The sequence below is a fragment of the Aeromonas sp. R5-4 genome, from assembly GCF_040908215.1.
In the GTDB taxonomy this organism is placed as follows: Bacteria; Pseudomonadota; Gammaproteobacteria; order Enterobacterales; family Aeromonadaceae; genus Aeromonas; species Aeromonas veronii.
The window spans coordinates 113,588-132,731 of the sequence record NZ_JBFODG010000014.1 but is presented as its reverse complement, the minus strand read 5'-3'; the positions used below and the strand labels follow the sequence as shown (position 1 = coordinate 132,731).

23 protein-coding genes are annotated in these 19,144 nt (G+C 55.6%); 19 read left to right on the top strand and 4 right to left on the bottom strand.

Features of this window, described 5'->3' with window-relative positions:
* Position 1: 1 nt before the first annotated feature.
* The 3 genes from lfiH to lfiJ are packed head-to-tail and all read left to right on the top strand — an operon-like array spanning position 2 to position 2,441.
* Positions 2-694 (top strand): lateral flagellar assembly protein FliH, encoded by a 693-nt coding sequence (lfiH, locus tag AB5Y83_RS06165; protein ID WP_005336232.1) that lies wholly within the window; start codon positions 2-4, stop codon positions 692-694.
* Positions 687-2,018 (top strand): lateral flagellar FliI-like assembly ATPase LfiI, encoded by a 1,332-nt coding sequence (gene lfiI / locus AB5Y83_RS06160; RefSeq protein WP_236398730.1) that lies wholly within the window; start codon positions 687-689, stop codon positions 2,016-2,018. Before lfiH ends, lfiI begins: the two co-directional genes overlap by 8 nt.
* A gap of 9 nt (positions 2,019-2,027) precedes the next feature.
* Positions 2,028-2,441: a lateral flagellar protein LfiJ gene (lfiJ, locus tag AB5Y83_RS06155; protein ID WP_005336226.1), complete on the top strand. Its 414-nt coding sequence runs from the start codon at positions 2,028-2,030 to the stop codon at positions 2,439-2,441.
* A gap of 9 nt (positions 2,442-2,450) precedes the next feature.
* Here lfiJ and AB5Y83_RS06150 read toward each other — a convergent pair whose 3' ends face one another.
* The 3 genes from AB5Y83_RS06150 to flgA all read right to left on the bottom strand — a co-directional run bounded on the left by AB5Y83_RS06150 (position 2,451) and on the right by flgA (position 3,881).
* Entirely contained in the window at positions 2,451-2,894 is a 444-nt protein-coding gene (locus tag AB5Y83_RS06150; protein WP_021231854.1) for a flagellar protein FlgN, read from the bottom strand.
* The gene (flgM, locus tag AB5Y83_RS06145; protein ID WP_043821914.1) at positions 2,891-3,166 is read right to left on the bottom strand and encodes a flagellar biosynthesis anti-sigma factor FlgM; all 276 of its coding nucleotides are present in this window, start codon (positions 3,164-3,166) and stop codon (positions 2,891-2,893) included. The genes AB5Y83_RS06150 and flgM overlap by 4 nt, the downstream gene beginning before the upstream one ends.
* Positions 3,167-3,242: 76 nt before the next feature.
* Positions 3,243-3,881: a flagellar basal body P-ring formation chaperone FlgA gene (flgA, locus tag AB5Y83_RS06140; RefSeq protein ID WP_272901694.1), complete on the bottom strand. Its 639-nt coding sequence runs from the start codon at positions 3,879-3,881 to the stop codon at positions 3,243-3,245.
* 212 nt (positions 3,882-4,093) lie between these two features.
* Between flgA and lfgB the strand changes: the two genes are divergently transcribed.
* The 12 genes from lfgB (at position 4,094) to AB5Y83_RS06080 (ending at position 13,905) form a co-directional block, all read left to right on the top strand.
* Positions 4,094-4,483 (top strand): lateral flagellar basal body rod protein LfgB, encoded by a 390-nt coding sequence (gene lfgB, locus AB5Y83_RS06135; protein WP_021231857.1) that lies wholly within the window; start codon positions 4,094-4,096, stop codon positions 4,481-4,483.
* Between the two features lie 2 nt (positions 4,484-4,485).
* The gene (gene flgCL / locus AB5Y83_RS06130; RefSeq protein ID WP_021231858.1) at positions 4,486-4,911 is read left to right on the top strand and encodes a lateral flagellar basal body rod protein FlgCL; all 426 of its coding nucleotides are present in this window, start codon (positions 4,486-4,488) and stop codon (positions 4,909-4,911) included.
* 3 nt (positions 4,912-4,914) lie between these two features.
* Complete coding sequence (locus AB5Y83_RS06125; RefSeq protein WP_368174854.1) at positions 4,915-5,622, top strand: flagellar hook assembly protein FlgD; 708 nt, start codon at positions 4,915-4,917, stop codon at positions 5,620-5,622.
* Positions 5,623-5,640: 18 nt separating this feature from the next.
* Entirely contained in the window at positions 5,641-6,834 is a 1,194-nt protein-coding gene (flgEL, locus tag AB5Y83_RS06120; protein ID WP_043821922.1) for a lateral flagellar hook protein FlgEL, read from the top strand.
* 9 nt (positions 6,835-6,843) lie between these two features.
* Positions 6,844-7,578 (top strand): lateral flagellar basal-body rod protein LfgF, encoded by a 735-nt coding sequence (gene lfgF, locus AB5Y83_RS06115; protein ID WP_005336213.1) that lies wholly within the window; start codon positions 6,844-6,846, stop codon positions 7,576-7,578.
* Positions 7,579-7,656: 78 nt separating this feature from the next.
* A complete protein-coding gene (gene lfgG, locus AB5Y83_RS06110; protein ID WP_005336212.1) occupies positions 7,657-8,442 on the top strand; it encodes a lateral flagellar basal-body rod protein LfgG in 786 nt (261 codons plus the stop codon).
* Positions 8,442-9,113: a flagellar basal body L-ring protein FlgH gene (gene flgH, locus AB5Y83_RS06105; protein ID WP_265773890.1), complete on the top strand. Its 672-nt coding sequence runs from the start codon at positions 8,442-8,444 to the stop codon at positions 9,111-9,113. Before lfgG ends, flgH begins: the two co-directional genes overlap by 1 nt.
* Positions 9,114-9,121: 8 nt before the next feature.
* Positions 9,122-10,228, top strand: a complete 1,107-nt coding sequence (gene fgIL, locus AB5Y83_RS06100) for a lateral flagellar basal body P-ring FlgIL (RefSeq protein ID WP_368174853.1) — start codon at positions 9,122-9,124, stop codon at positions 10,226-10,228.
* An 8-nt stretch (positions 10,229-10,236) separates the two neighbouring features.
* Positions 10,237-10,635: a rod-binding protein gene (locus AB5Y83_RS06095; RefSeq protein ID WP_019444809.1), complete on the top strand. Its 399-nt coding sequence runs from the start codon at positions 10,237-10,239 to the stop codon at positions 10,633-10,635.
* The gene (gene lfgK / locus AB5Y83_RS06090) at positions 10,635-11,954 is read left to right on the top strand and encodes a lateral flagellar hook-associated protein LfgK (RefSeq protein ID WP_139747758.1); all 1,320 of its coding nucleotides are present in this window, start codon (positions 10,635-10,637) and stop codon (positions 11,952-11,954) included. Before AB5Y83_RS06095 ends, lfgK begins: the two co-directional genes overlap by 1 nt.
* Positions 11,955-11,964: 10 nt before the next feature.
* Positions 11,965-12,882 carry a lateral flagellar hook-associated protein LfgL gene (gene lfgL, locus AB5Y83_RS06085; protein WP_021231865.1) on the top strand — a complete coding sequence of 306 codons (918 nt, stop codon included), beginning with the start codon at positions 11,965-11,967 and terminating at the stop codon, positions 12,880-12,882.
* A 222-nt stretch (positions 12,883-13,104) separates the two neighbouring features.
* The gene (locus AB5Y83_RS06080; RefSeq protein ID WP_234880010.1) at positions 13,105-13,905 is read left to right on the top strand and encodes a hypothetical protein; all 801 of its coding nucleotides are present in this window, start codon (positions 13,105-13,107) and stop codon (positions 13,903-13,905) included.
* 69 nt (positions 13,906-13,974) lie between these two features.
* On the opposite strand, the gene fliB is transcribed toward AB5Y83_RS06080, so the two are convergent.
* Entirely contained in the window at positions 13,975-15,183 is a 1,209-nt protein-coding gene (gene fliB, locus AB5Y83_RS06075) for a flagellin lysine-N-methylase (RefSeq protein ID WP_368174852.1), read from the bottom strand.
* A gap of 162 nt (positions 15,184-15,345) precedes the next feature.
* Here fliB and lafA (AB5Y83_RS06070) point away from each other — a divergent pair, with 162 nt between their 5' ends.
* From lafA (AB5Y83_RS06070) to lafC, 4 genes are all read left to right on the top strand, one after another.
* Positions 15,346-16,209: a lateral flagellin LafA gene (gene lafA, locus AB5Y83_RS06070; protein ID WP_019444804.1), complete on the top strand. Its 864-nt coding sequence runs from the start codon at positions 15,346-15,348 to the stop codon at positions 16,207-16,209.
* A 196-nt stretch (positions 16,210-16,405) separates the two neighbouring features.
* Positions 16,406-17,269: a lateral flagellin LafA gene (gene lafA / locus AB5Y83_RS06065; protein WP_019444803.1), complete on the top strand. Its 864-nt coding sequence runs from the start codon at positions 16,406-16,408 to the stop codon at positions 17,267-17,269.
* 114 nt (positions 17,270-17,383) lie between these two features.
* Positions 17,384-18,667 (top strand): lateral flagellar capping protein LafB, encoded by a 1,284-nt coding sequence (gene lafB, locus AB5Y83_RS06060; RefSeq protein WP_139428326.1) that lies wholly within the window; start codon positions 17,384-17,386, stop codon positions 18,665-18,667.
* Positions 18,668-18,713: 46 nt separating this feature from the next.
* Entirely contained in the window at positions 18,714-19,106 is a 393-nt protein-coding gene (lafC, locus tag AB5Y83_RS06055) for a lateral flagellar export chaperone LafC (RefSeq protein WP_019444801.1), read from the top strand.
* Positions 19,107-19,144: the final 38 nt, after the last annotated feature.

The following is a 19,144-nucleotide window of genomic DNA, read 5'->3' as shown; positions in this document are numbered from 1 at the left end:
CATGAGTCACAATGTGCGCAAATTGATGCCTGGGGCGACCCGTCTGTATCGTTTCCCTGCGCTCGGTCAGAGTGGGGAAGAGGCCCGGAGCCAGCAAGAACAGTTTGAATTCGGCTATCAGCAGGGGCTGGAGCAAGGTCATGACGAAGGTTATCAAGCCGGCTATCAGCAAGGGCTGACCAGCGGCCTGCAGGAAGGCGAGAGCACCGGTTTGCAACAAGGGCAAACCCGCGGGTTTGCTCAGGGCCTTTCGGAGGGACGCGCTGCCTTCGAACAGGCAATGGTGCCGTTTGCCAAGCTGCAAGAGCAGTGGGAGTCACTGAGCCGGGCCCGGATGGCCGAGCAGAAAGAGCTGATTGCCCAGCTGGTGGCGCAGGTGGCCAAGCGGGTCATCATGGCCGAGTTCACCCTCAATCCGCAGCAGGTGATGAATCAGGTCGAGCAGGCGCTGGCTACCTTGCCGAGTGAGTCGGAAGAGCTGGTGATCTATCTCAATGAGGGAGATCGACAGCGACTCGCCGAGCAGGGGGTGACTCGCTGCGAAGGGTGGCCATTGCAAGTTGATGCCGCGCTTGGGGTAGGCGATGCCCGTATCGAGACCCGCGCTGCTGTCGTCGAGGTAAGCACCAGCTCCCGCCTGGCAACCTGCATCGAACAGCTCAACAGCTCGCTGGACGTGCCGCAAGATGCATGAAGCCTTGCAGCAGGCACTGACCAGTGCGCTGGACAATTTGGATGAGCTACCCGCATTTCGTCACTTTGGCCGGTTGGTGCGAGTGACCGGTTTGACTCTGGAAGTAGTCGGCTGCCAACTTGTGATGGGGCAGCGTTGTCGTGTCAGCACGGCAAGTGGCGCCCCCTTGCTGGCCGAGGTCGTCGGTTTTAACCGGGATATCTCTTACCTGATGCCGCTGCAGCCGATGAGTGGCCTCTTCGCGGGGGCTCAGGTCGAACCGATCGATGGAGAGGAAACTGTTCGGCTTGGTCGTCATCTGCTGGGGCGGGTACTCGATGGCCTGCTGCAGCCCCTCGACGGGCTGCCGTTACCCGACGTTGGTGACAGTGTCCCCCTGTTTGCTTTTCCCCCCAATCCGCTATTGCGAACCCCGGTACGTGAACCGCTGGATGTCGGTATCCGCGCCATCAATGGCCTGCTGACGGTTGGCAAGGGGCAACGTTTGGGGCTGTTCGCCGGCTCGGGGGTCGGCAAGAGTATGTTGCTGGGCATGATGACCCGCAATACCGCAGCCCAGATTGTGGTGGTGGGACTGATTGGTGAGCGGGGCCGTGAAGTGCGCGAATTCATCGAACACAGTCTGGGGGCCGATGGTCTGGCTCGCGCCGTGGTCATTGCGGCGCCAGCGGATCAATCTCCCCTGATGCGGTTGCGAGCGGCCCAGCTATGCCACCGGATTGCCGAGTATTTCCGTGAGCAGGGGCAGGATGTGCTGCTGCTGATGGATTCGCTGACCCGCTATGCCCAGGCGCAGCGGGAAATCGCGCTGGCTATCGGTGAACCCCCCGCGACCCGGGGCTATCCGCCCTCGGTATTCAGCATGCTGACCCAGCTGGTGGAGCGAGCCGGTAACGGCACGCATCCGGATGGCAGTCTGAGTGCGTTCTACACAGTGCTGGCTGAAGGGGATGACCAGCAGGATCCGGTGGTCGATGCGGCGCGCGCCATTCTCGATGGTCATATCGTGCTGACCCGCCGTCTTGCAGAAGAGGGCCACTATCCTGCCATCGATATCGGTGCCTCGGTCAGTCGGGTTATGCCGCAAGTCGTACCTGCCGAATGGCAAAAGCTGGCGGTCACCTTGCGCCAGCTGTGGGGACGCTATCAGCAGGTGCGTGAACTGCTGCCACTGGGTGGTTATCAACCCGGGGCCGATCCGCAGATGGATGAAGCTGTTCAGCGTTATCCGGGGATTGCGGCATTTCTGCAGCAAGGCTTGCATGAAGAGATGGCCTTTGAACAGGTGATGGTTGGGCTCAAGCAGGTGCTGGGGCAGGGATAAGGATTCGTTATGCTGAAGTCTTATCTGGGGTTGCAACAGGAAGAACTGGAAAATCTTGGCGCCGAGCGTCGACGCTTGCGGGAGCTGGCGTTGCGGGAAGAGCAGCGAGCACACAAATTGCAGGAAGTGATCTCCTCGCTGCGGCCCGGTTCCGACAAGTTTCACCCTTTGCTATGGCAAAACAAGCAACAGATGGATGGCCAGTTGCGCCGCTTGCTCTCCCATCAGGTGCAGCAATCTGCGCTGGCCAGACTGGATCTGGAGCGCCACGAAGGGGAACTTGTCCGGCAGTTCGGGCGGGTCAAGGGGCTGGAGCTATTGCTGGCACGACGTGATGATGTTGCTCGCCAGCAGCAGGAGAGGCGGGATCAACTGCAGCTGGATGAGCTGGCGAGTTTGCGTCACCTGACCCGCAAAGAGTAAGACGGAAGGTTAATCCGTGATGCTGTCCGGGTCGCGATAACCTGACTCTTGTCCCAACAGCGAATGAATCGTCTCCATCTGGCCTGCCAGCAGGCGGCCATTGAGATCATTCTGGCGCAGACACTGGTGCAGCAGCTGTTCAAGCTGTTGCCATTGATTGGTTACCGTGGTGCGCAGGGGAAGTGGCAGCTTGGCTATCAGGGTGGCCATCCCCTTCTCATCGGGTTTGAGGCCCAATGTCTGCAGCTGCTGGCAGCGTAACTTTGCCTGTTGTGTCACCTTGGCCATCAGCGCTGTCTGCTGCTCGTTATGGACTTGCAGGCCATCGACATCATGGCTTGCCAGCAGTGCATGTTGGCGCAGCAACAAGGCTGTAAGCTCGGTGTAGTGGCCGTTATCCTGCTGGATCCCGAGGATCAATGCCTTGACGGTGGCCTTGGTATCCACGCTCATCGGCGATGCATATCCAGAATGGCCTGACCCAGCGCATCCAGATCGATCTCCAGTTTGCCTTCACTGATGGCTTTGCGGATCTCGTTGACCTTGTCCATGTCGACGTCGGATGTGGTTGCCAGCTGGCTGCGGGCGTTGGCTACTGACTGCGCTGTGCTGCTGATCCGGGTTTCGGATGACTGTGCGGACCTGGTTTCCGGCTTGGTCGTGACATCCGGTTTGCGGCCAGGCTGGTTTTGAATATAGAGCGAGTCAGTACGGGTAATTTTCATAACATAAATTCCTGATGGTCTGTCTATGACAAGCGACCCAAGGCTTGTCGAACTTGAATCAAATTGCGATCTTGGTTCAAAAACGGGTTTCAACTTCCCCTATATCAGTCACCCATGCCTGTATCTCTTTGCCAGAGCTAAGATTTTTCACTCTGACCCCGTCGCCTATTCCGCCATTATCGAGGGCCTCTCCTCTGGTTGTGGCGGAGAACTCACCTTTCCCTGCGCGGATCAGTACCCCTTCCCCCTGTTTGACCGCCCAACTTTTTTGTAAGTCCAGCTCACCGATGAGCTGTCCGCTTCTCAGATGCCGGTTGCTTTTATGGCCCAGCAGGGAGTGATTGCTCGGGGTAAACCCGCGCTGTATGCGGCTGACATCCAGCTCTTTCTCCACTAGATCGCTGGCGCTGATGGCCTGGCCTTTTGCGATATCCCGTGCAGCAACCCAGACCGGCAACAGCAACGAGACCTCTACCCGTCCGCGCACTTGCCAGGCGGGATCTGTGCATTCGATGAGATAGGGGCGTCGTCCCCAGGGTTGCCGATACTGACCGCCTGCTTGTAACGAGAGTGAGTGTGAGGGGCAGGGAGGAAGGTGCTCGGCGGAAGGGGCAAGCCAGACCCGAAACTCCCCTGAGGTTGCAGGCCATCCCTGTTGAGTGACGTAGTCATCAAGATTCTGGCGGGCATCTTGTTCAAGCAACTGTTCAAGCATGGCGCTTTGCGCCTGTGGGGCACCGTGAGTCAATGCGCTCAGCAGTAGCCAGAGGATGCCACTCCATTTCCACACGGGAAGTCGCACTTCCTCATTTCTCATCTGCTTGCGGCGGATGGAGCATGGTAACCGCTTGAAACTAGGTATCTTCATGGTTGGCATGAGTCTTGATAAGGGTAACCCCGGTCTGAGTGAACGATAAAGGATGAAGCATGAGTATCTCATTTGACAGCGCCCTCGGCGTACACCCTTATGCCCTCGATGTCAGGGCGGAGCGGGCGCGTATTCTGGCGGGAAATCTGGCCAACGTGGATACACCGGGCTATCTGGCTCGGGATGTCGATTATAAGACGATTCTGGGCCGTGTCGCGCAGCAAGTTGCTGCGGGCGAGGAGAGTCAGGCCATCAGCCTGGGCGCCATGCGTGACGATATGCGTCACCCCCTCTATCGCATTCCTTATCAGGTCTCCATGGATGGCAATACCGCCGAATTGGGGGTTGAGCAGGGCAAATTTGCTAACAACGCCACCGATTTTCAGACCAGTCTCACTTTCCTCAATATGAAGATTACCGGGATCGCCAAGGCGATCGAGGGCCGTTAACCATGTCGTTCAACAAGATTTATGACATCGCCGGCAGTGCCATGCGCGCCCAGACCGTGCGGCTGGATACCGTAGCCTCCAACCTGGCCAACGTGGATAGCGCGGCCGCCAGTGAAGACTCCGCGTTTCGTGCCATCAAGCCGGTTTTTTCCACTCTCTATCAGCAGATTCAGGATGCCGATGGCCTCGGAGCCGCGTCGGTGCAAGTGGCGGGTATCGTACAGTCCGACCGTCAGGTCGAGAAACGGCTGGAGCCGACCAACCCGATGGCCGATCAGGATGGCTTTGTTTACTACTCCAACGTCAACGTGGTGGAAGAGATGGCCGACATGATGAGCGCCTCCCGCGGTTTTGAAACCTCGGTAGAGGTTATCAACCGGATCAACAGCATGCAGCAAGGTTTGTTGCGTCTTGGTCAGGGAGCCTAAGCCATGAGTCTGCCACAGATAAGCAGTCTGGATACGGCGCGTGGTACGGGTCAGGCTGTTGCTGACCCCAAGATCGCCACCAATGGCGCCGCTGCTGCTCAGGAAACGCAAGCCAACCAGAATAGCGGGATGCAGCTACGTAACGAATTCCTGCAGATGATGGTGGCACAGATCCAGAACCAAGATCCCACCAACCCGCTTGATGGGGCCCAATATGTCACCCAGCTGGCCCAGTTCAGCATGGTGGAAGGGGTCGAGAGCCTGAAGCTTCTGCAGCAGAAGTCCATCAACATGATGGATACCCAGCAGGTACTGCAGAGCACGGATCTGATCGACAAAGAGGTGATGGTACCTAGCAAGACCTTGACCAAGAGTGATGACAAAGCTATTCGCGGGCAGGTCGAGCTGGCGGGGGCCGCCGATCAGGTTGAGCTCAAGGTGTATGACGAACACGGCACTTTGGTGGCGACCAAGAGCTGGGGCGAAAGCAAGGCTGGCGGTCTGGATTATGAACTGCCGGAGCTGCCTGCCGGGGAGTACAGCTTCGAGGTCAAGGCGTCACTCAACGGAGTTGCCACCACATCCAAAAATTATGTTGCCAGCAAGGTGGAACGCGTCACTTTGCCCGGTACGGGTGAAATCATGCTGCAGGTTGCCGGTGTGGGCGATGTCCCGCTGTTCAGTGCAATCCAGTTCGGTAAATCGGCGTAATCAGAGAGGAGCGACACTGTGTCTTTCAGTATCGGATTGAGCGGCCTGCGCGCCGTGAACCAGGAATTGAGTGTAATCAGTAACAACGTGGCCAACGCCAGTACCGCAGGCTTCAAATCCAGCCGTGCCGAGTTTGCCGCCATTTATGGTGGTGGTCAGGCTGGCGGTGTCGAGATGAACAACGTCTCTCAGAACTTTGATCGTAACGGCGATGTGATGCGGACCGGGCGTGGGCTCGATCTGGCGATTTCTGGCAGTGGCTTTTTTGTGCTGAAAGATGGCAGCGGACAGACCTCTTATACCAGAGCCGGTATGTTCCAGCGGGATCCGAATAATTATCTGACAACAGCCAATGGCAACCGACTGCAGGGTTATACCACCAATGACGCTGGTGAGCTGCAATCCGGCGTGATCGGTGACATTCAGGTAAAAGCTGGCAGCCTGCCTGCCAAGGCATCCGACAAGCTGGAGTTTGTTGCCAACCTGAAAGCGGATGCCAGCGTGATCGATCCCGCTCTTCATCCCTTCGATCCAGCCAAGTCAGACAGTTTCAGCTACTCCCAATCCAGCAAGGTCTATGACTCGCTCGGGGTTGAGCACACGGTCACCCAGTATTTTGTCAAAACCGGAGCCAACACCTGGCAGGTCAACTATGCCTTCAATGGCACCACGACCGGAGCTCCGGTGACTATGGAGTTCAACAGCAACGGGACGCTCAAGGCGCCGACTACCTCTCCGGTTCTGGCACTTGCCCCAGCGGGGGCAGACCCCATTTCGCTGCAGGTGGACATTGCACGTGTCAGCCAGTATGCCTCTGACTTCAACGCGACTCGTAACCAGTCCAACGGTTACACCGCTGGCGATTTGACCGGTATACGGGTTGATGCCGATGGTGGTGTCTATGCCACCTTTACCAACGGTCAGAGCCTGAAGCAGGGTCAGGTGGTCATGGCAAACTTCGCCAACCCCAATGGTCTGCTGCAGACCAACAACACCACCTGGCAGCAATCTTTCAGCTCGGGTCAGCCTGTACTGGGGGCGCCGGGAACCGGCACCATGGGTCAGTTGACTGCCGGGGCCTACGAGAGCTCCAACGTGGATCTGACCGGTGAACTGGTTAGCCTGATGACTTCCCAGCGTAACTATCAGGCCAACGCCAAGACCATCAGTTCCGCTGACAAGATGACCCAGGTTCTGTTCAACTCCTTCTAAGGGTAACCCGTGGAAAAGCTTATCTACACCGCCATGTCTGGGGCGCAGCATACCCTGATGGCCCAGCAAATCCGGGCCAATAACCTGGCCAACGTCAATACTGCCGGTTTTCGGGCTGACTTTGAGCGGGTTTCTGCTTATGCCCTGACGGGCGATGGTTACCAGAGTCGGGTAATGGCCAGAGAAGAGATGGCCGGGACCAACTTCAAAGCTGGCCCTCTGATGCAGACCGGTCGCAAGCTGGATGTGGCGATTCGTGGCGAGGGTTTTCTGGCGGTGCAGACGCCTGATGGCAAAGAGGCCTATACCCGTGCTGGTAACCTGGAGGCCGATGCCGACGGGCTGTTGACCCTCAATGGCCGGCCGGTGCTGGGGGAGGGGGGCGAGCTGGTGCTGCCCGCTTATCGTGACATCAGTTTCGGCAAGGATGGCACACTGAGCATCACTCCTCCGGGTGGTGGCGCCCGGCTTGATGTAGGCCGCTTGAAGCTGGTCAATCCTGATCCGGCTGAGCTGGTAAAAGGCCACGATGGTCTGTTCCGGATGCGCCAGGGGGGGGATGCCGAAAGTAGCGAGCAGGTGGTAATGGCATCCGGCTTTTTGGAAGGGGCCAACGTCAATGCTGTGGATGAGCTGGTCAGCAGTATGTCATTGACCCGCAATTTCGAACTGCAGGTCAAGTTGATGAAAGCGGCGGATGATCAGGCTCGTCAAGGGGCCAAATTGATTTCCGGTCAGGGTTGAGATTGACGGTATCGGGCTGATGTCCGGTATCTGGCCACTTCTTTATGGATTGGGCTTGATGAACAAGGTGGAATAACAATGCACGCAGCATTATGGGTCAGTAAAACAGGTCTGTCGGCACAAGATGCCAAGATGTCCAGTATCTCCAACAACCTGGCTAACGTGAACACGGTTGGTTTCAAGCGTGATCGGGTAGCGTTTGAAGATCTCTTTTATCAGGTGCAGCGCCAGCCGGGTGCCCAGCAGGATCAGCAGAATCTGGCGCCTATCGGTATTCAGATGGGTAATGGTGTGCGGGTGGTGGGTACCCAGAAGGTCTTCACCTCCGGCCAATTCCAGAATACCAATCAGGAGCTGGATATGGCGGTGGTCGGTGCCGGTTTCTTCGGCGTCGAGCGCCCGGATGGCGAGACGGCCTATACCCGTAATGGTCAATGGCATCGCAATGCCGAGGGGCAGCTGGTTAACGCGGATGGTTTGCCCATGGTGCCGCAGATCCAGATCCCTGATAACGCAACCAAGATCTCCATTGGTACCGACGGCACTGTCAGCGCCTCGTTGCCCGGTCAGCAAGAGAACGTCGAGCTGGGCCGCATCACCTTGACCAATTTCGCCAACCCGGCTGGTCTGGAAGCCCTCGGTGGCAACCTCTACCGTGCAACCGGCGCGTCCGGTGAGCCCATTGAAGGTGTACCGGGTGAAGAGGCGATGGGGGCCGTCAAGCAATTCACGCTGGAGAGTTCCAACGTGAACGTGGTCGAGGAGATGGTTGACATGATCACGACCCAGCGGGCTTACGAGATGAATGCCAAGGTGGTCTCTTCCGCCGACCAGATGCTCAAGTTTGTCACTCAGGCACTGTAATGATGAAGTCGATGCTGCGTTATATCTGGTTGGTATTGCTGTTGGGCGGCTGTGCCACCTATGAGCTGCAGGCGCCCGAGCCAGGTGACGAGAAATGGGCGCCATCCCGTCCCAAGGTGACCACGGCTGCGCAGAGCGAAGATGGTGGCCTCTATCGTGGCAACTACATGATGACCCTGTTTCAGGATCGGCGAGCTTACCGTGTTGGTGACATTCTCACCGTGGTGCTGGAAGAGCGTACCCAGTCGAGCAAGAAAGCCAATACCAGCATGAGCAAAAACAGCAGCATGAATGTGCCGGCCCCCTCTATTGGCGGTAAACTGCGCCCCGACTGGGGGGCGACCCTCAGTACTGATCGGGATTTTGATGGCGGTGCGACCTCCAGCCAGCAAAATACCCTGGCTGGTTCCATAACCGTGACTGTCGCGGAAGTGATGCCCAACGGAGTGCTGGGGATCCGCGGTGAAAAGTGGATCCGCCTCAATCAGGGGGATGAGTATATCCGATTGGGCGGCATGGTTCGGGTCGAGGATATTGACCAGAGCAACCGTATCTCGTCCCAGCGCATTGCTGATGCCCGCATCACCTATGCCGGTCGTGGTGCCCTCGCCGACAGTAACCAGATGGGGTGGCTGGGCCGCTTCTTTAGCTCGGCGTTTGCGCCATTTTGAGGAATCACATGAACAGATGGTTTATCGCCCTGCTGTGTCTCTGCTTGCCCTGGGTTAGTCAGGCTGCCGCACCGGCCAAACGAGCCTTGCTGGATATTGCCGATGTACAGGGGCTGAGAACCAACCAGCTGGTGGGTTATGGTCTGGTGGTCGGTCTCTCCGGGACCGGTGACAAAAGCCAGGTCAAATTTACCGGCCAATCCATGGCCAACATGCTCAAGCAGTTTGGCGTGCAGTTACCGGACGATATCGATCCCAAGCTCAAGAACGTGGCAGCCGTTTCGGTTCAGGCCACGCTACCCGCCTTGGCTGGCAAGGGGCAGTTGCTCGATGTGACCGTGACTTCCATTGGTGATGCCAAGAGTCTGCGCGGTGGTTCTCTGCTGCTGACCCCCCTGCGTGGTATCGACGGTGAAGTCTATGCCGTGGCGCAGGGCAATCTGGTCGTCGCCGGGGTGAAAGCGGAAGGGCAATCAGGTTCATCGGTCACGATTAACGTGCCGACAGCCGGGATTATCCCCAATGGCGCCACCATCGAGCGAGAGGTGGTAAGCAATTTTGCCGAAAAGCCGGAAGTGACCCTCAATTTGCATCAACCCAACTTCAAGACGGCCCGTAATGTGGAGCGCGCCATCAACCATCAGCTGGGGCCGGTTGCCCGAGCGGTGAGTGCCGGGCGGGTTCAGATTGCAGCCCCCAGGGACGAGAGCCAGCGCATCGCGTTTATGGCCCTGCTGGAGGATATCAAGGTGGATCCGGGTCAGGAGCGGCCGAAGGTGGTCTTCAACAGTCGAACCGGCACTGTGGTGATGGGGCAGGGGGTCAAGGTTCACAAAGCTGCCGTCAGTCATGGCAGTCTGACGGTGACGATTGGCGAGAGTCAGACGGTCAGTCAGCCCAACGCCTTCTCCAATGGGCAAACCACGACTACCCCCAACTCCAAGATCCAGGTCGATCGGGAACGTAACAACATGTTTGTCTGGCCGGATGGCACCTCTTTGGAGGTGATCGTCAAGGCTGTCAATTCACTCGGGGCAACCCCCGATGATGTCATGGCCATCTTGCAAGCGCTTGATGAGGCTGGCGCCCTCGAAGGTGAGTTGGTGGTTATCTAAGGATTATCATGACCAGAATTAGCTCGGATCCCGGTTTTTATCAGGATCTCAATGAATTGCAGCAAATCAAAAGCAACCCGGATCAGCGTGCCGCGCTGGATGCTGCAGCCGGTCAGTTTGAAGTCAGTTTTTTGCAAACCGTGCTCAAACATATGCGCTCGGCGACGGATGCCCTGCAGGATGAGGACGACAAGATTATCAAGGGGCAATCCCTCTATCGCGATATGTATGACAGCCAGTTGGCGATGAGCATGGTCAAGCGAGGTGGCATAGGTCTGCGGGAGCAGATGGTCAACCAGCTGGCTCCGTCATTAAAGAATCCGGACGGGGTGGTCGCTTCAGAGCAGCAGACCCTGGCTGCGTTCAGCCAGCCTCTCAACTCGGTAAAAATGAAGAAGGTTGATTGATGTCGCTGCTCAATATCGGTTTTAGCGGACTTAACGCGGCCCAAATCGCGTTGAATGTCACCGCCCAGAATATCGCCAACGTCAACACCATCGGCTACAGTCGCCAGGAGGCCATGATGGGCAGCCTGTCCGGTTTTGGTCGGCTGGATAATGGCCAGGGGGTAGAGGTAACCGGTGTTCGCAGGATCACGGATGATTATCTGGTTTCCCAGCATTGGCGTAGCCGCTCGGCGACAGGCTCCTCCTACTCGTTTTACCAGTACATCAACACTACAGAGCAGCTGCTGGGTAGTGAATCGATGAATATCACCAAGGGGCTCGACAGCTTCTTTGCCTCCCTCAGCGCTGCGCTCGACAGCCCGGAAACCCCGGCACAACGCAGCCAAATCGTCAGCTCGGCCGGTGCGTTAGCGAACCGTTTTGGTCAGCTCAACGAGAGTATGTTGACCCAGGAGAAGCAGATCGACGATCAGCTGAACAGCACGGTTTCTCAGGTCAACAGTTATCTGAAGCAGGTTGCCGAACTGAATACCCAGATCAGCGAGCAGACTTCCAAAGGGGTTAATACATCCACACTGGAAGACAGTCGTGAACAGGTCGTGCGCGAGCTTTCAACCTATATGGAGGTGAGGGTTAACCGGCAGAGCGATGGTTCGTTCTCGATCAGTCTGCCTCAGGGGCAGCCGTTGGTACTATCCGGAAGCAGCAGTACCCTTTCGCTGGCCGGTGACAAACTTAGCCTGAGTTTTGGTCCGCAAACCTTTGAGGTTCCAGCGCTGCATGGCGGGTCTCTGGCCGGGGTGATGGATTATCGCGCCAATGTGCTGCGTCCGCTTCGCGACGAGCTTAATCAGATGGCGAAGAAGCTGGCTGATGACTTCAATGCCAAACAGGCCGGTGGCGTCGATTTGAATGGTGATCCAGGTAAACCCCTGTTTAGCTACGATCCGCTCAACCCTTCCGGAACCTTGAAGGTTGCCGATGGTTTTACCGGCGATCATCTTGCCTTTGCAAAGGCCGGCGGTGGTAAAGGTGACAATCGCAATTTGCAGGAGATCATCACCATCAAGGAAGGCCAGTACGACGCGTACAGTGCTCTGCTTGGCCGGATTGCGGTCCAGAGTGGACAGGCTAAGGCGACCATGCAGGCTGATGCCAATATGGAGAAGCAGATGGCCACCAAGCTGAGCAGCGTGAGTGGGGTCAACACCGATGAAGAGGGGGTCAAGATCATGGCATACACCAAGGTTTATCAGGCCAATGCCAAGGTGATCAGCACCTCGGATCAGCTCTTCAATTCCATCCTGAACATGTTCTGACGGAGTGACCATGCGCATCAGTACCAACCAGATCCAGCTCAGCATGCTTGATAATCTGCAGCACGGTTTCGGCGAGTATGCCCGCCTCGATCGCCAGATCTCCTCAAACAAACGGATCCTTCAGCCTTCCGATGATCCTGTGGGAAGTGTGCGGCTGCTCGGCCTCAAGAAGGAGCAGGTAGCGATGGAGCAGTATCAGAAGAATATTGCCAATGCCAAAAGCCAGCTTTCTCAGGGCGAAATCCAGCTGGAGTCGATGACCAACATGCTGATGCGCTTGCGTGAGTTGACCCAGACTGCTGCAAACGGCTCGCTTTCTGAAGATGATCGCCGTGCCGTGGCGACCGAGGCGGCGATTATCAAAGATGGCTTGTTCGATCTTGCCAATGCGCGCAATGAGAGTGGTTCCAGCCTGTTTACCGGTAGCAAGGTCGATCAGCCTGCCTTGGTCAAGGTCACAGATCCGGCAGATCCTGACTTCGGCAGTTACAAGTACCAGGGCGATAGTCTGGTTCGCGAAGTCAGCATTGCCAATGGTGTGACGGTGGGGCTCAACCAGACTGCGGACAAGCTGTTTATCGACAATGGCGACTTTTTCAAACAGCTGGATTCCATGGTCGCCGCGATGGAGAGCGGAGCCCCCGATGCTGCCGATCAGGCTCGCGGCATGCTGGATCGTAGCAAGGTGTTGCAGGACGATATCAGCCAGATGGTGAGCACCATCGGTGCACGTATGAACCTGCTTGATCAGGTCGATGAGGGGCATGCCGAGAAAGGGGTCTATAGCAAGGAAGTGAGCAATCAGATAGAGTCCCTCGACTATGCCAGTGCTGTTACCCAGCAGGCCCATGTGTTGATGGCTTTGCAAGTTCAGCAGCAGGCATTTGCCAAGGTTAACGGACTCAGCCTCTTCAACTACATGCCATAAATTCAGGTTCAGGGAGCCATGATGCAGATTCAGCAAACCCGTTTGGGTGGAGTGGTCGAAACACCTGCCCAGCCCAGATTGCACGGGCGCCTAACTGCTCAGAGTGCGTCCCGGCCAACCGGCGAAACTGAGCGTCACCCCAATATCGTCCGGCTGGATCGGTGGGCTTTGATCGGGACTGCGCAGCAGCGGATCGCTCAGGCTCAAGGGGGAGAGCAGGCTTTGAGCCAGATTTGGGGTGAATTGAAGCGCCTCGAACAGCAACTCGGCCAGAATCGGGCGGCGAGCGGCGATCTGGTGTCACGCCTGAAAGTGTTGGAAGAGAAGTTGACCCAACCCCAAGCTCCCCTTAATACCGAATTAAAGCCACGTTTGCTGGCATCTGCAGGGGACAGTCGGGTGAGTTACGGGTCAGAGCGGCTTGACCTGCTCACCCCCAAGTCGGGCGCCGAGCGCCTGGTGTTCTCTTTCCCACAGAGCAGCAGTGCAGTTGAAGTGATGTTGCCTGCTGGAGCCAATGAATCGGAAGTGGTCACCCGGCTGGATCGTGCACTACGCAAAGAGCATATTCAGGCGCGCCTCAACGAGTTGGGCAAGCTGGAGTTAAGTGTGCCTGAGTTACATCGGCGCAAACTGGACGAACCTGTTCTGCTTAGTGGGGAAGGCATTCGCATTCCTGCCGGAAACCCTGTTCCGGTGCAATTTAAGGCAAAGCCGGGGCAGTTGACCCAGCTGAGTGAAGGTATCGACAAAGGTGAGTTGCGACAGGAGCAACAGCGCCTGAAAAGATTGCTTGGGGAGATCGAACAGTCTGTGCGGGAGCTGAAGCAGTTCCGCCAGCGGATGGTCAAGCAGCTCGATCGGGTCAAGGCGCGTAGCCAGAATATGAAACAGCAGGAGCTTGAGCAGCTTCAGGGCAAGCTGGGTGAGCAGCTCAGGGAGGGTGGTTTTATGGGAACCATGTCAGGTCTGCTGGCTCAGGCCAACGTATCGCGCCAGAATGTGGTGGCACTGCTCACATAAGGGATGACGTGCTACATCACCGCCAAGATGGAAAAAGAGACCGCCAGCAACATGCTGGCGGTCTCTTTTTCAGGGTTTCAGCAAGGCGTATAGAGTGAGGTCGGATGAAAAAACTGAGGTACTTAGTCCCTCTTCTATGGTCTTGAGAAAGTTCCGGTTGTGCTGGCGTATGGTGTGATAACTGTAGAAAAGATCGATGACATCCTGTTCTTCCAGCTCCTTGTCCATTGCTAGAAGACATAGGTAGTTACGCAGCAGGAAGTAATCGATCACCAGGAGCTGATAGGCCTGGAACGGGGTGGTCTGCTGCAGTGGGAAGTTGTTGTTGTAGACGTAATAGAGCAGATAGTTGTTGAGAATGTGAGGCCTTATGGCCAGAAAGGGGGCTACCTTGTTGTTCCAGGCTTGTTGCAGCAATGCCAGCTTGCCTTCGTCATAAACGCCCTCTAGTACCTGATTTATTTTGTCTAGGCAGAACTGCATGGTCTGCCGGCCACGTCTTCCCTGCGAATATGCAAGGAGCTGATGGGTGATCGTTCTCAGTCCCCACCACTGCAATGTGGGCATGGAGGGCAACTGTTCGAATATGACGTGAAGTTCCCCCTGGTCGGCCATTACCGCGACCTGCTCGAGAAATGCTTCGTGCGACAAGGAGGTTGCATCCCGATGAAGCAGCAGTCCGATGAGCCATAGGCGTAGTTCGACCGGGAGACCGGTGGCTGTCAGCACGTGGATGCTCAGACTATGCAGGGTTGCCATTGCCGTGGAGGGCGGCGTGGTAAAGGGGAGAGGCTGTCTGAGCGGGGTCTCCTCAGTCTGCATTGCCATTGGATCTAGCAACAGGTGTCGGCAGACCTCGGGACAGGAGAGAACCAGAGATTTCTTGAGCTGGTTGGCTAGCCGAGTTTGGGTTCTGGGGTAGGCCTTGCAAGTCTGGCTCAGTGCATCTGGCCCTGCTTTGCCGTGGATCTGACACAATCGCTTCTCGTCAAGAAAAGGGCAGGCTCCCTGCTCGTCAAGGGTTATGACACCCCACTGTTCATTGCTTCTCTTTACTTTGCGGATGTGTTGTTTGCTCAGCGATTGTATTACGGGATCCGGGTGTTTTTCATAACTGCGGAGCGTCGCTTTATCGATACTGATGGTCCAGCTATGACAGCAGTTGTCTTTGCAGCCATCTCCAATGCATTGAAATTGCGTGACAAACAGAGGGGTATATAGAAATGCTGCCATGTCGCTTTCCGATAGTGAAGGATTGCAATTCAAAGCAATAAACATGCCTATAAATTAATCCGGCGAGTTTAGCACGGCCATTCCTATCCATTGAGCAACCTGAAAAAATATAAGAACAGAGCCCTAAATTTCCGGCAAAAAGTTGTCGTCTCTATCTGATGTCAACCTAACCATGCTGCGCCGCAGCGTCATATCGAGGATTACATCATGGGCTTGTCTATTCATACCAACTTTGCTTCCCTGACTACTCAAAGTCAGCTCAATACCACCAACAAGATGCTGGGTACCGCCATGCAGCGTCTGGGCACCGGTCTGCGCATCAACTCCGCAGCTGACGACGCTGCCGGCCTGCAAATGGCTACCCGCCTGCAGTCCCAGTCCAGCGGTCAGAAGGTTGGTATGCGTAACTCTCAGGATGCCATCTCCATGATGCAGACTGCTGAAGGTGCTATGGATGAGATGAGCAATATCGTTCAGCGTATGAAGGATCTGGCTACCCAGTCTGCTAACGGCACCAGTACCGCAGAAGACCGTAAAGCCATGGATGCCGAGTTTACCGAATTGCGCTCTGAGCTTGACAACATCACCAACAACACCACTTTCGGCGGGCAAGAACTGCTCAAGACTGGCAAGGGCTTCCAGGAAGATGTGACATTCCAGATAGGCGGTACTTCCGCTGAGAAGCTTGAGTTGAAAAAAACAGGAACCCTAGCCAAGGCTCTGGCGGAGGTCGTTGGCACTGGTAAGGGTACCTTGGACACTGATATTGCTGCAGGGATCGGGGATCAAAAGAAAGCTACCGATGCTATGGCTAAGCTGGATACTTTCTCCCAGAAAATCGGTGAGTCTCGTTCTGCATTTGGTGCCAACATCAACCGTCTGGAGCACACCGTCAACAACCTCTCCAACATGAAGGAGAACACTGACATGGCGAATGGCCGCATTATGGATGCTGATTTCGCTCAGGAGAGCACCAACATGACCAAGAACCAGATGCTGATGCAGGCTGGCATGTCCGTGCTTTCCAACTCCAACCAGATGACCGGCATGGTAACTTCCCTGCTGCGTTAATTCTGTGCGGCACTCATCCTGATTTTTGGTGTGGGTGCCTTTTTTATTTTCTCTCTTCAGCCCGCTCTTATTTTCTTCTGTTTTGCCTCTATTCCTCTAATTTCTATTTCCTGATTCAAGTCTTTGCTCACAGCTGTCGCTTCTTACTTTTGTACAGTTATTTGCTGCGAACGCAGCTTTAAATGAGGATCATGTTATGGGTTTGTCTATTCACACCAATTTCGCTTCTCTGACTACTCAGAACCAGCTGAACTCCACCAACAAGATGCTGGGCACCGCCATGCAGCGTCTGGGCACTGGTCTGCGTATCAACTCCGCTGCCGATGATGCCGCAGGTCTGCAGATGGCTACTCGTCTGCAAGCGCAGTCCAGCGGTCAGAAAGTTGGTATGCGTAACTCTCAGGATGCCATCTCCATGATGCAGACTGCTGAAGGTGCTATGGACGAGATGAGCAATATCGTGCAACGCATGAAGGATCTGGCCACCCAGTCTGCAAACGGAACAAGCACTTCTGCAGATCGCACAGCTATGAACTCAGAATTTACTGAGCTGCGCTCCGAGCTTGATAACATCACCAACAACACCACTTTTGGTGGTCAGAAACTGCTTGCTGCAAGTAGTGGTTTCCAAGGGAACGTAACTTTCCAGATCGGGGGCACCACCGCTGAAAAACTGGAATTAAAAGATACAGGTACACTGGCTACAGCCCTGAAAAGTGTGATTGGTACTGGTAAAGGTACCGATGGTACTAATGTGAAGGCTGGCATTGCTGACCAGGCCAAAGCAACGGCAGCGATGACAGATTTGGATACTTTCTCTAAGGGGATCGGTGAGGCTCGTTCTGCTTTCGGTGCCAACATCAACCGTCTGGAGCACACCGTCAACAACCTCTCCAACATGAAAGAGAACACCGATATGGCGAACGGCCGTATCATGGATGCCGACTTCGCCCAGGAGAGCACCAACATGACCAAGAACCAGATGCTGATGCAGGCTGGCATGTCCGTGCTGTCCAACTCCAACCAGATGACCGGCATGGTCACTTCCCTGCTGCGTTAACAGGTGATATAGCCGCTCCTATGGGGGCGGCCTTTTGTTTAGCCATTACGTGTCGGTTGGAAAGGGATTAAAGGACATTTTCCAACAGGCATGCCACAGAATAAGGGTGTAGTGATGCAAGTAGATCCGGCCAGCATGGCAATGCAACTGGTAGCTATCGAGCGCCAGAATATGGATAAGCTGCTGAAAAAGCAGATGGACAGTATCAAGGGGCAGCAGAGTGCAATCAGCACACTCACGACCAAGCTGTCGACCTTCCAGACCATGCTCAAGGATCTGAATAAGGCATCCAACCTGCAAGCCCAGAAGGCCACCATGTCCCAAGAAGGGCTCATGACGGTGACGAGCAATGGAAAGGCCAGCTCGGGGCAATACAACTTCTTTGTGGAGCAGTTAGCCCAGTCTCACCAGGTTGGTCTTAGCCTTGATAGCGAGACGGCCCCCCTGCCTGCGGATGGTATCTTTTCTCTCACAGTCAAAGGCAAGACGCTCGATATCGATCTGGCTACCCTGCCTGCTGGATCGACAGTGAAGGATCTAGTTTCCCATATTAACAATGCCAAGGATAACCCGGGTGTGAAAGCCACACTGGTTCGGACTGATGGCAAGGTCAACATGGTGTTGACCAGCAAGGATAGTGGTGAAGAGAATGCCATTACGGTGAATTACAGCGGTGATGCAAGCTCTTCCTTGGGAACTGCCATTGCCAACAAGAGCGAGATCACCAAAGCCCAGAATGCCAAGTTGCAGATGGGCGGGAACAATCCGCTAACCATCACCTCGGCCAGCAACAAGATTGAAAATGTGGTCGATGGCCTGACCCTCCAGCTCACCAAAGCACAGAAGAGCGGCGATGCGCCTCTGCAGGTGACTGTCGAACAGGATAAAGAGGCGGTCACCGGCTCTCTCAAGAAGTTCACCGATAGTTATAACGAGCTGATCGACGAACTGGCCAAGATGATGTCCAGTGACCCCAAGGCTCCCGGGGCGCTCTCTTCCGATAGCGGAGTACGCAGCCTCAAGAGCGTGCTTTCCAACAGTGTGCGAGATCTGCCCAATGGGCTCAGCCTGAGCAGCCTTGGCATCAAAACAGACAAGACCGGCAAGCTATCCTTCAACGAGACTGACTTCAACAAGGCACTGGAGAAAGATCCCGAGCTGCTGGGCAAGGCACTGATGGGGGATGATGGTCTGCTCAAGCGGATGAGCACTTCACTCGATCCCTACACCAAGCGCGATGGCGCACTCAAAGGGCGCAAGAGTGGCTTGGAAGCCAGTGAAAAGCGGGTGAATGAGCGAATGGAAGCGCTGGATCGCCGTATGAATTCCGCGTATAAGCGCTACCTCAACCAATTTACCACCATGAATCAGATGATGCAGACCATGGGCGCCCTGTAAGGGGTCTTGCTATTTGGCTGCCTCATCCGGAGCAAGCGAGTTTTACATGTTTGAACATCAAGATGGTTACGATGCTTATCAGTTTGCCGCTACTCAGGCCAAGGCTGCTAGCGCTGATCCGCATCAGTTGGTACTGATGCTGATGGAGGGGCTGCTCGACGAGATGGCCAGAGCCGAAGGACATATTCTTGCCCGCCAGTTTGAACGAAAGGGTCAGGCAATCAGCAAGTGTTTGCAGATTCTTGGCGGGTTGGACAGCGCACTTGATATGGATAAAGGTGGCGAGCTGGCAGCCAATCTGCATCGTCTTTATGACTACTGCGGTCAGAAATTGTTCGAGATCAGCGTCTCCAACAATGTTGAGGGATTTGCCGAAGTGCGCAAAATCCTGCAAGAGCTGAAAGAGGGTTGGGAAGCAATGGCGCGTCATCCTCGTTAATACGGAAGTAGTACTTCCTTCCTCTCCGTTCTTCCTCA

What these genes read in the sequence shown, in the direction of transcription:
- lafA (WP_019444803.1), top strand. Translation starts at nt 16,406, where the DNA reads ATGGGTTTGTCTATTCACACCAATTTCGCTTCTCTGACTACTCAGAAC.
- AB5Y83_RS06125 (WP_368174854.1), top strand. Translation starts at nt 4,915, where the DNA reads ATGAGTCTGCCACAGATAAGCAGTCTGGATACGGCGCGTGGTACGGGT.
- lafB (WP_139428326.1), top strand. Translation starts at nt 17,384, where the DNA reads ATGCAAGTAGATCCGGCCAGCATGGCAATGCAACTGGTAGCTATCGAG.
- lafA (WP_019444804.1), top strand. Translation starts at nt 15,346, where the DNA reads ATGGGCTTGTCTATTCATACCAACTTTGCTTCCCTGACTACTCAAAGT.
- AB5Y83_RS06095 (WP_019444809.1), top strand. Translation starts at nt 10,237, where the DNA reads ATGACCAGAATTAGCTCGGATCCCGGTTTTTATCAGGATCTCAATGAA.
- flgA (WP_272901694.1), bottom strand. Translation starts at nt 3,881, where the DNA reads ATGCTTGAACAGTTGCTTGAACAAGATGCCCGCCAGAATCTTGATGAC.
- fliB (WP_368174852.1), bottom strand. Translation starts at nt 15,183, where the DNA reads ATGTTTATTGCTTTGAATTGCAATCCTTCACTATCGGAAAGCGACATG.
- flgCL (WP_021231858.1), top strand. Translation starts at nt 4,486, where the DNA reads ATGTCGTTCAACAAGATTTATGACATCGCCGGCAGTGCCATGCGCGCC.
- lfiJ (WP_005336226.1), top strand. Translation starts at nt 2,028, where the DNA reads ATGCTGAAGTCTTATCTGGGGTTGCAACAGGAAGAACTGGAAAATCTT.
- lfgK (WP_139747758.1), top strand. Translation starts at nt 10,635, where the DNA reads ATGTCGCTGCTCAATATCGGTTTTAGCGGACTTAACGCGGCCCAAATC.
- lfgL (WP_021231865.1), top strand. Translation starts at nt 11,965, where the DNA reads ATGCGCATCAGTACCAACCAGATCCAGCTCAGCATGCTTGATAATCTG.
- lafC (WP_019444801.1), top strand. Translation starts at nt 18,714, where the DNA reads ATGTTTGAACATCAAGATGGTTACGATGCTTATCAGTTTGCCGCTACT.
- lfgG (WP_005336212.1), top strand. Translation starts at nt 7,657, where the DNA reads ATGCACGCAGCATTATGGGTCAGTAAAACAGGTCTGTCGGCACAAGAT.
- lfiI (WP_236398730.1), top strand. Translation starts at nt 687, where the DNA reads ATGCATGAAGCCTTGCAGCAGGCACTGACCAGTGCGCTGGACAATTTG.
- fgIL (WP_368174853.1), top strand. Translation starts at nt 9,122, where the DNA reads ATGAACAGATGGTTTATCGCCCTGCTGTGTCTCTGCTTGCCCTGGGTT.
- flgH (WP_265773890.1), top strand. Translation starts at nt 8,442, where the DNA reads ATGATGAAGTCGATGCTGCGTTATATCTGGTTGGTATTGCTGTTGGGC.
- AB5Y83_RS06150 (WP_021231854.1), bottom strand. Translation starts at nt 2,894, where the DNA reads ATGAGCGTGGATACCAAGGCCACCGTCAAGGCATTGATCCTCGGGATC.
- lfiH (WP_005336232.1), top strand. Translation starts at nt 2, where the DNA reads ATGAGTCACAATGTGCGCAAATTGATGCCTGGGGCGACCCGTCTGTAT.
- flgM (WP_043821914.1), bottom strand. Translation starts at nt 3,166, where the DNA reads ATGAAAATTACCCGTACTGACTCGCTCTATATTCAAAACCAGCCTGGC.
- lfgB (WP_021231857.1), top strand. Translation starts at nt 4,094, where the DNA reads ATGAGTATCTCATTTGACAGCGCCCTCGGCGTACACCCTTATGCCCTC.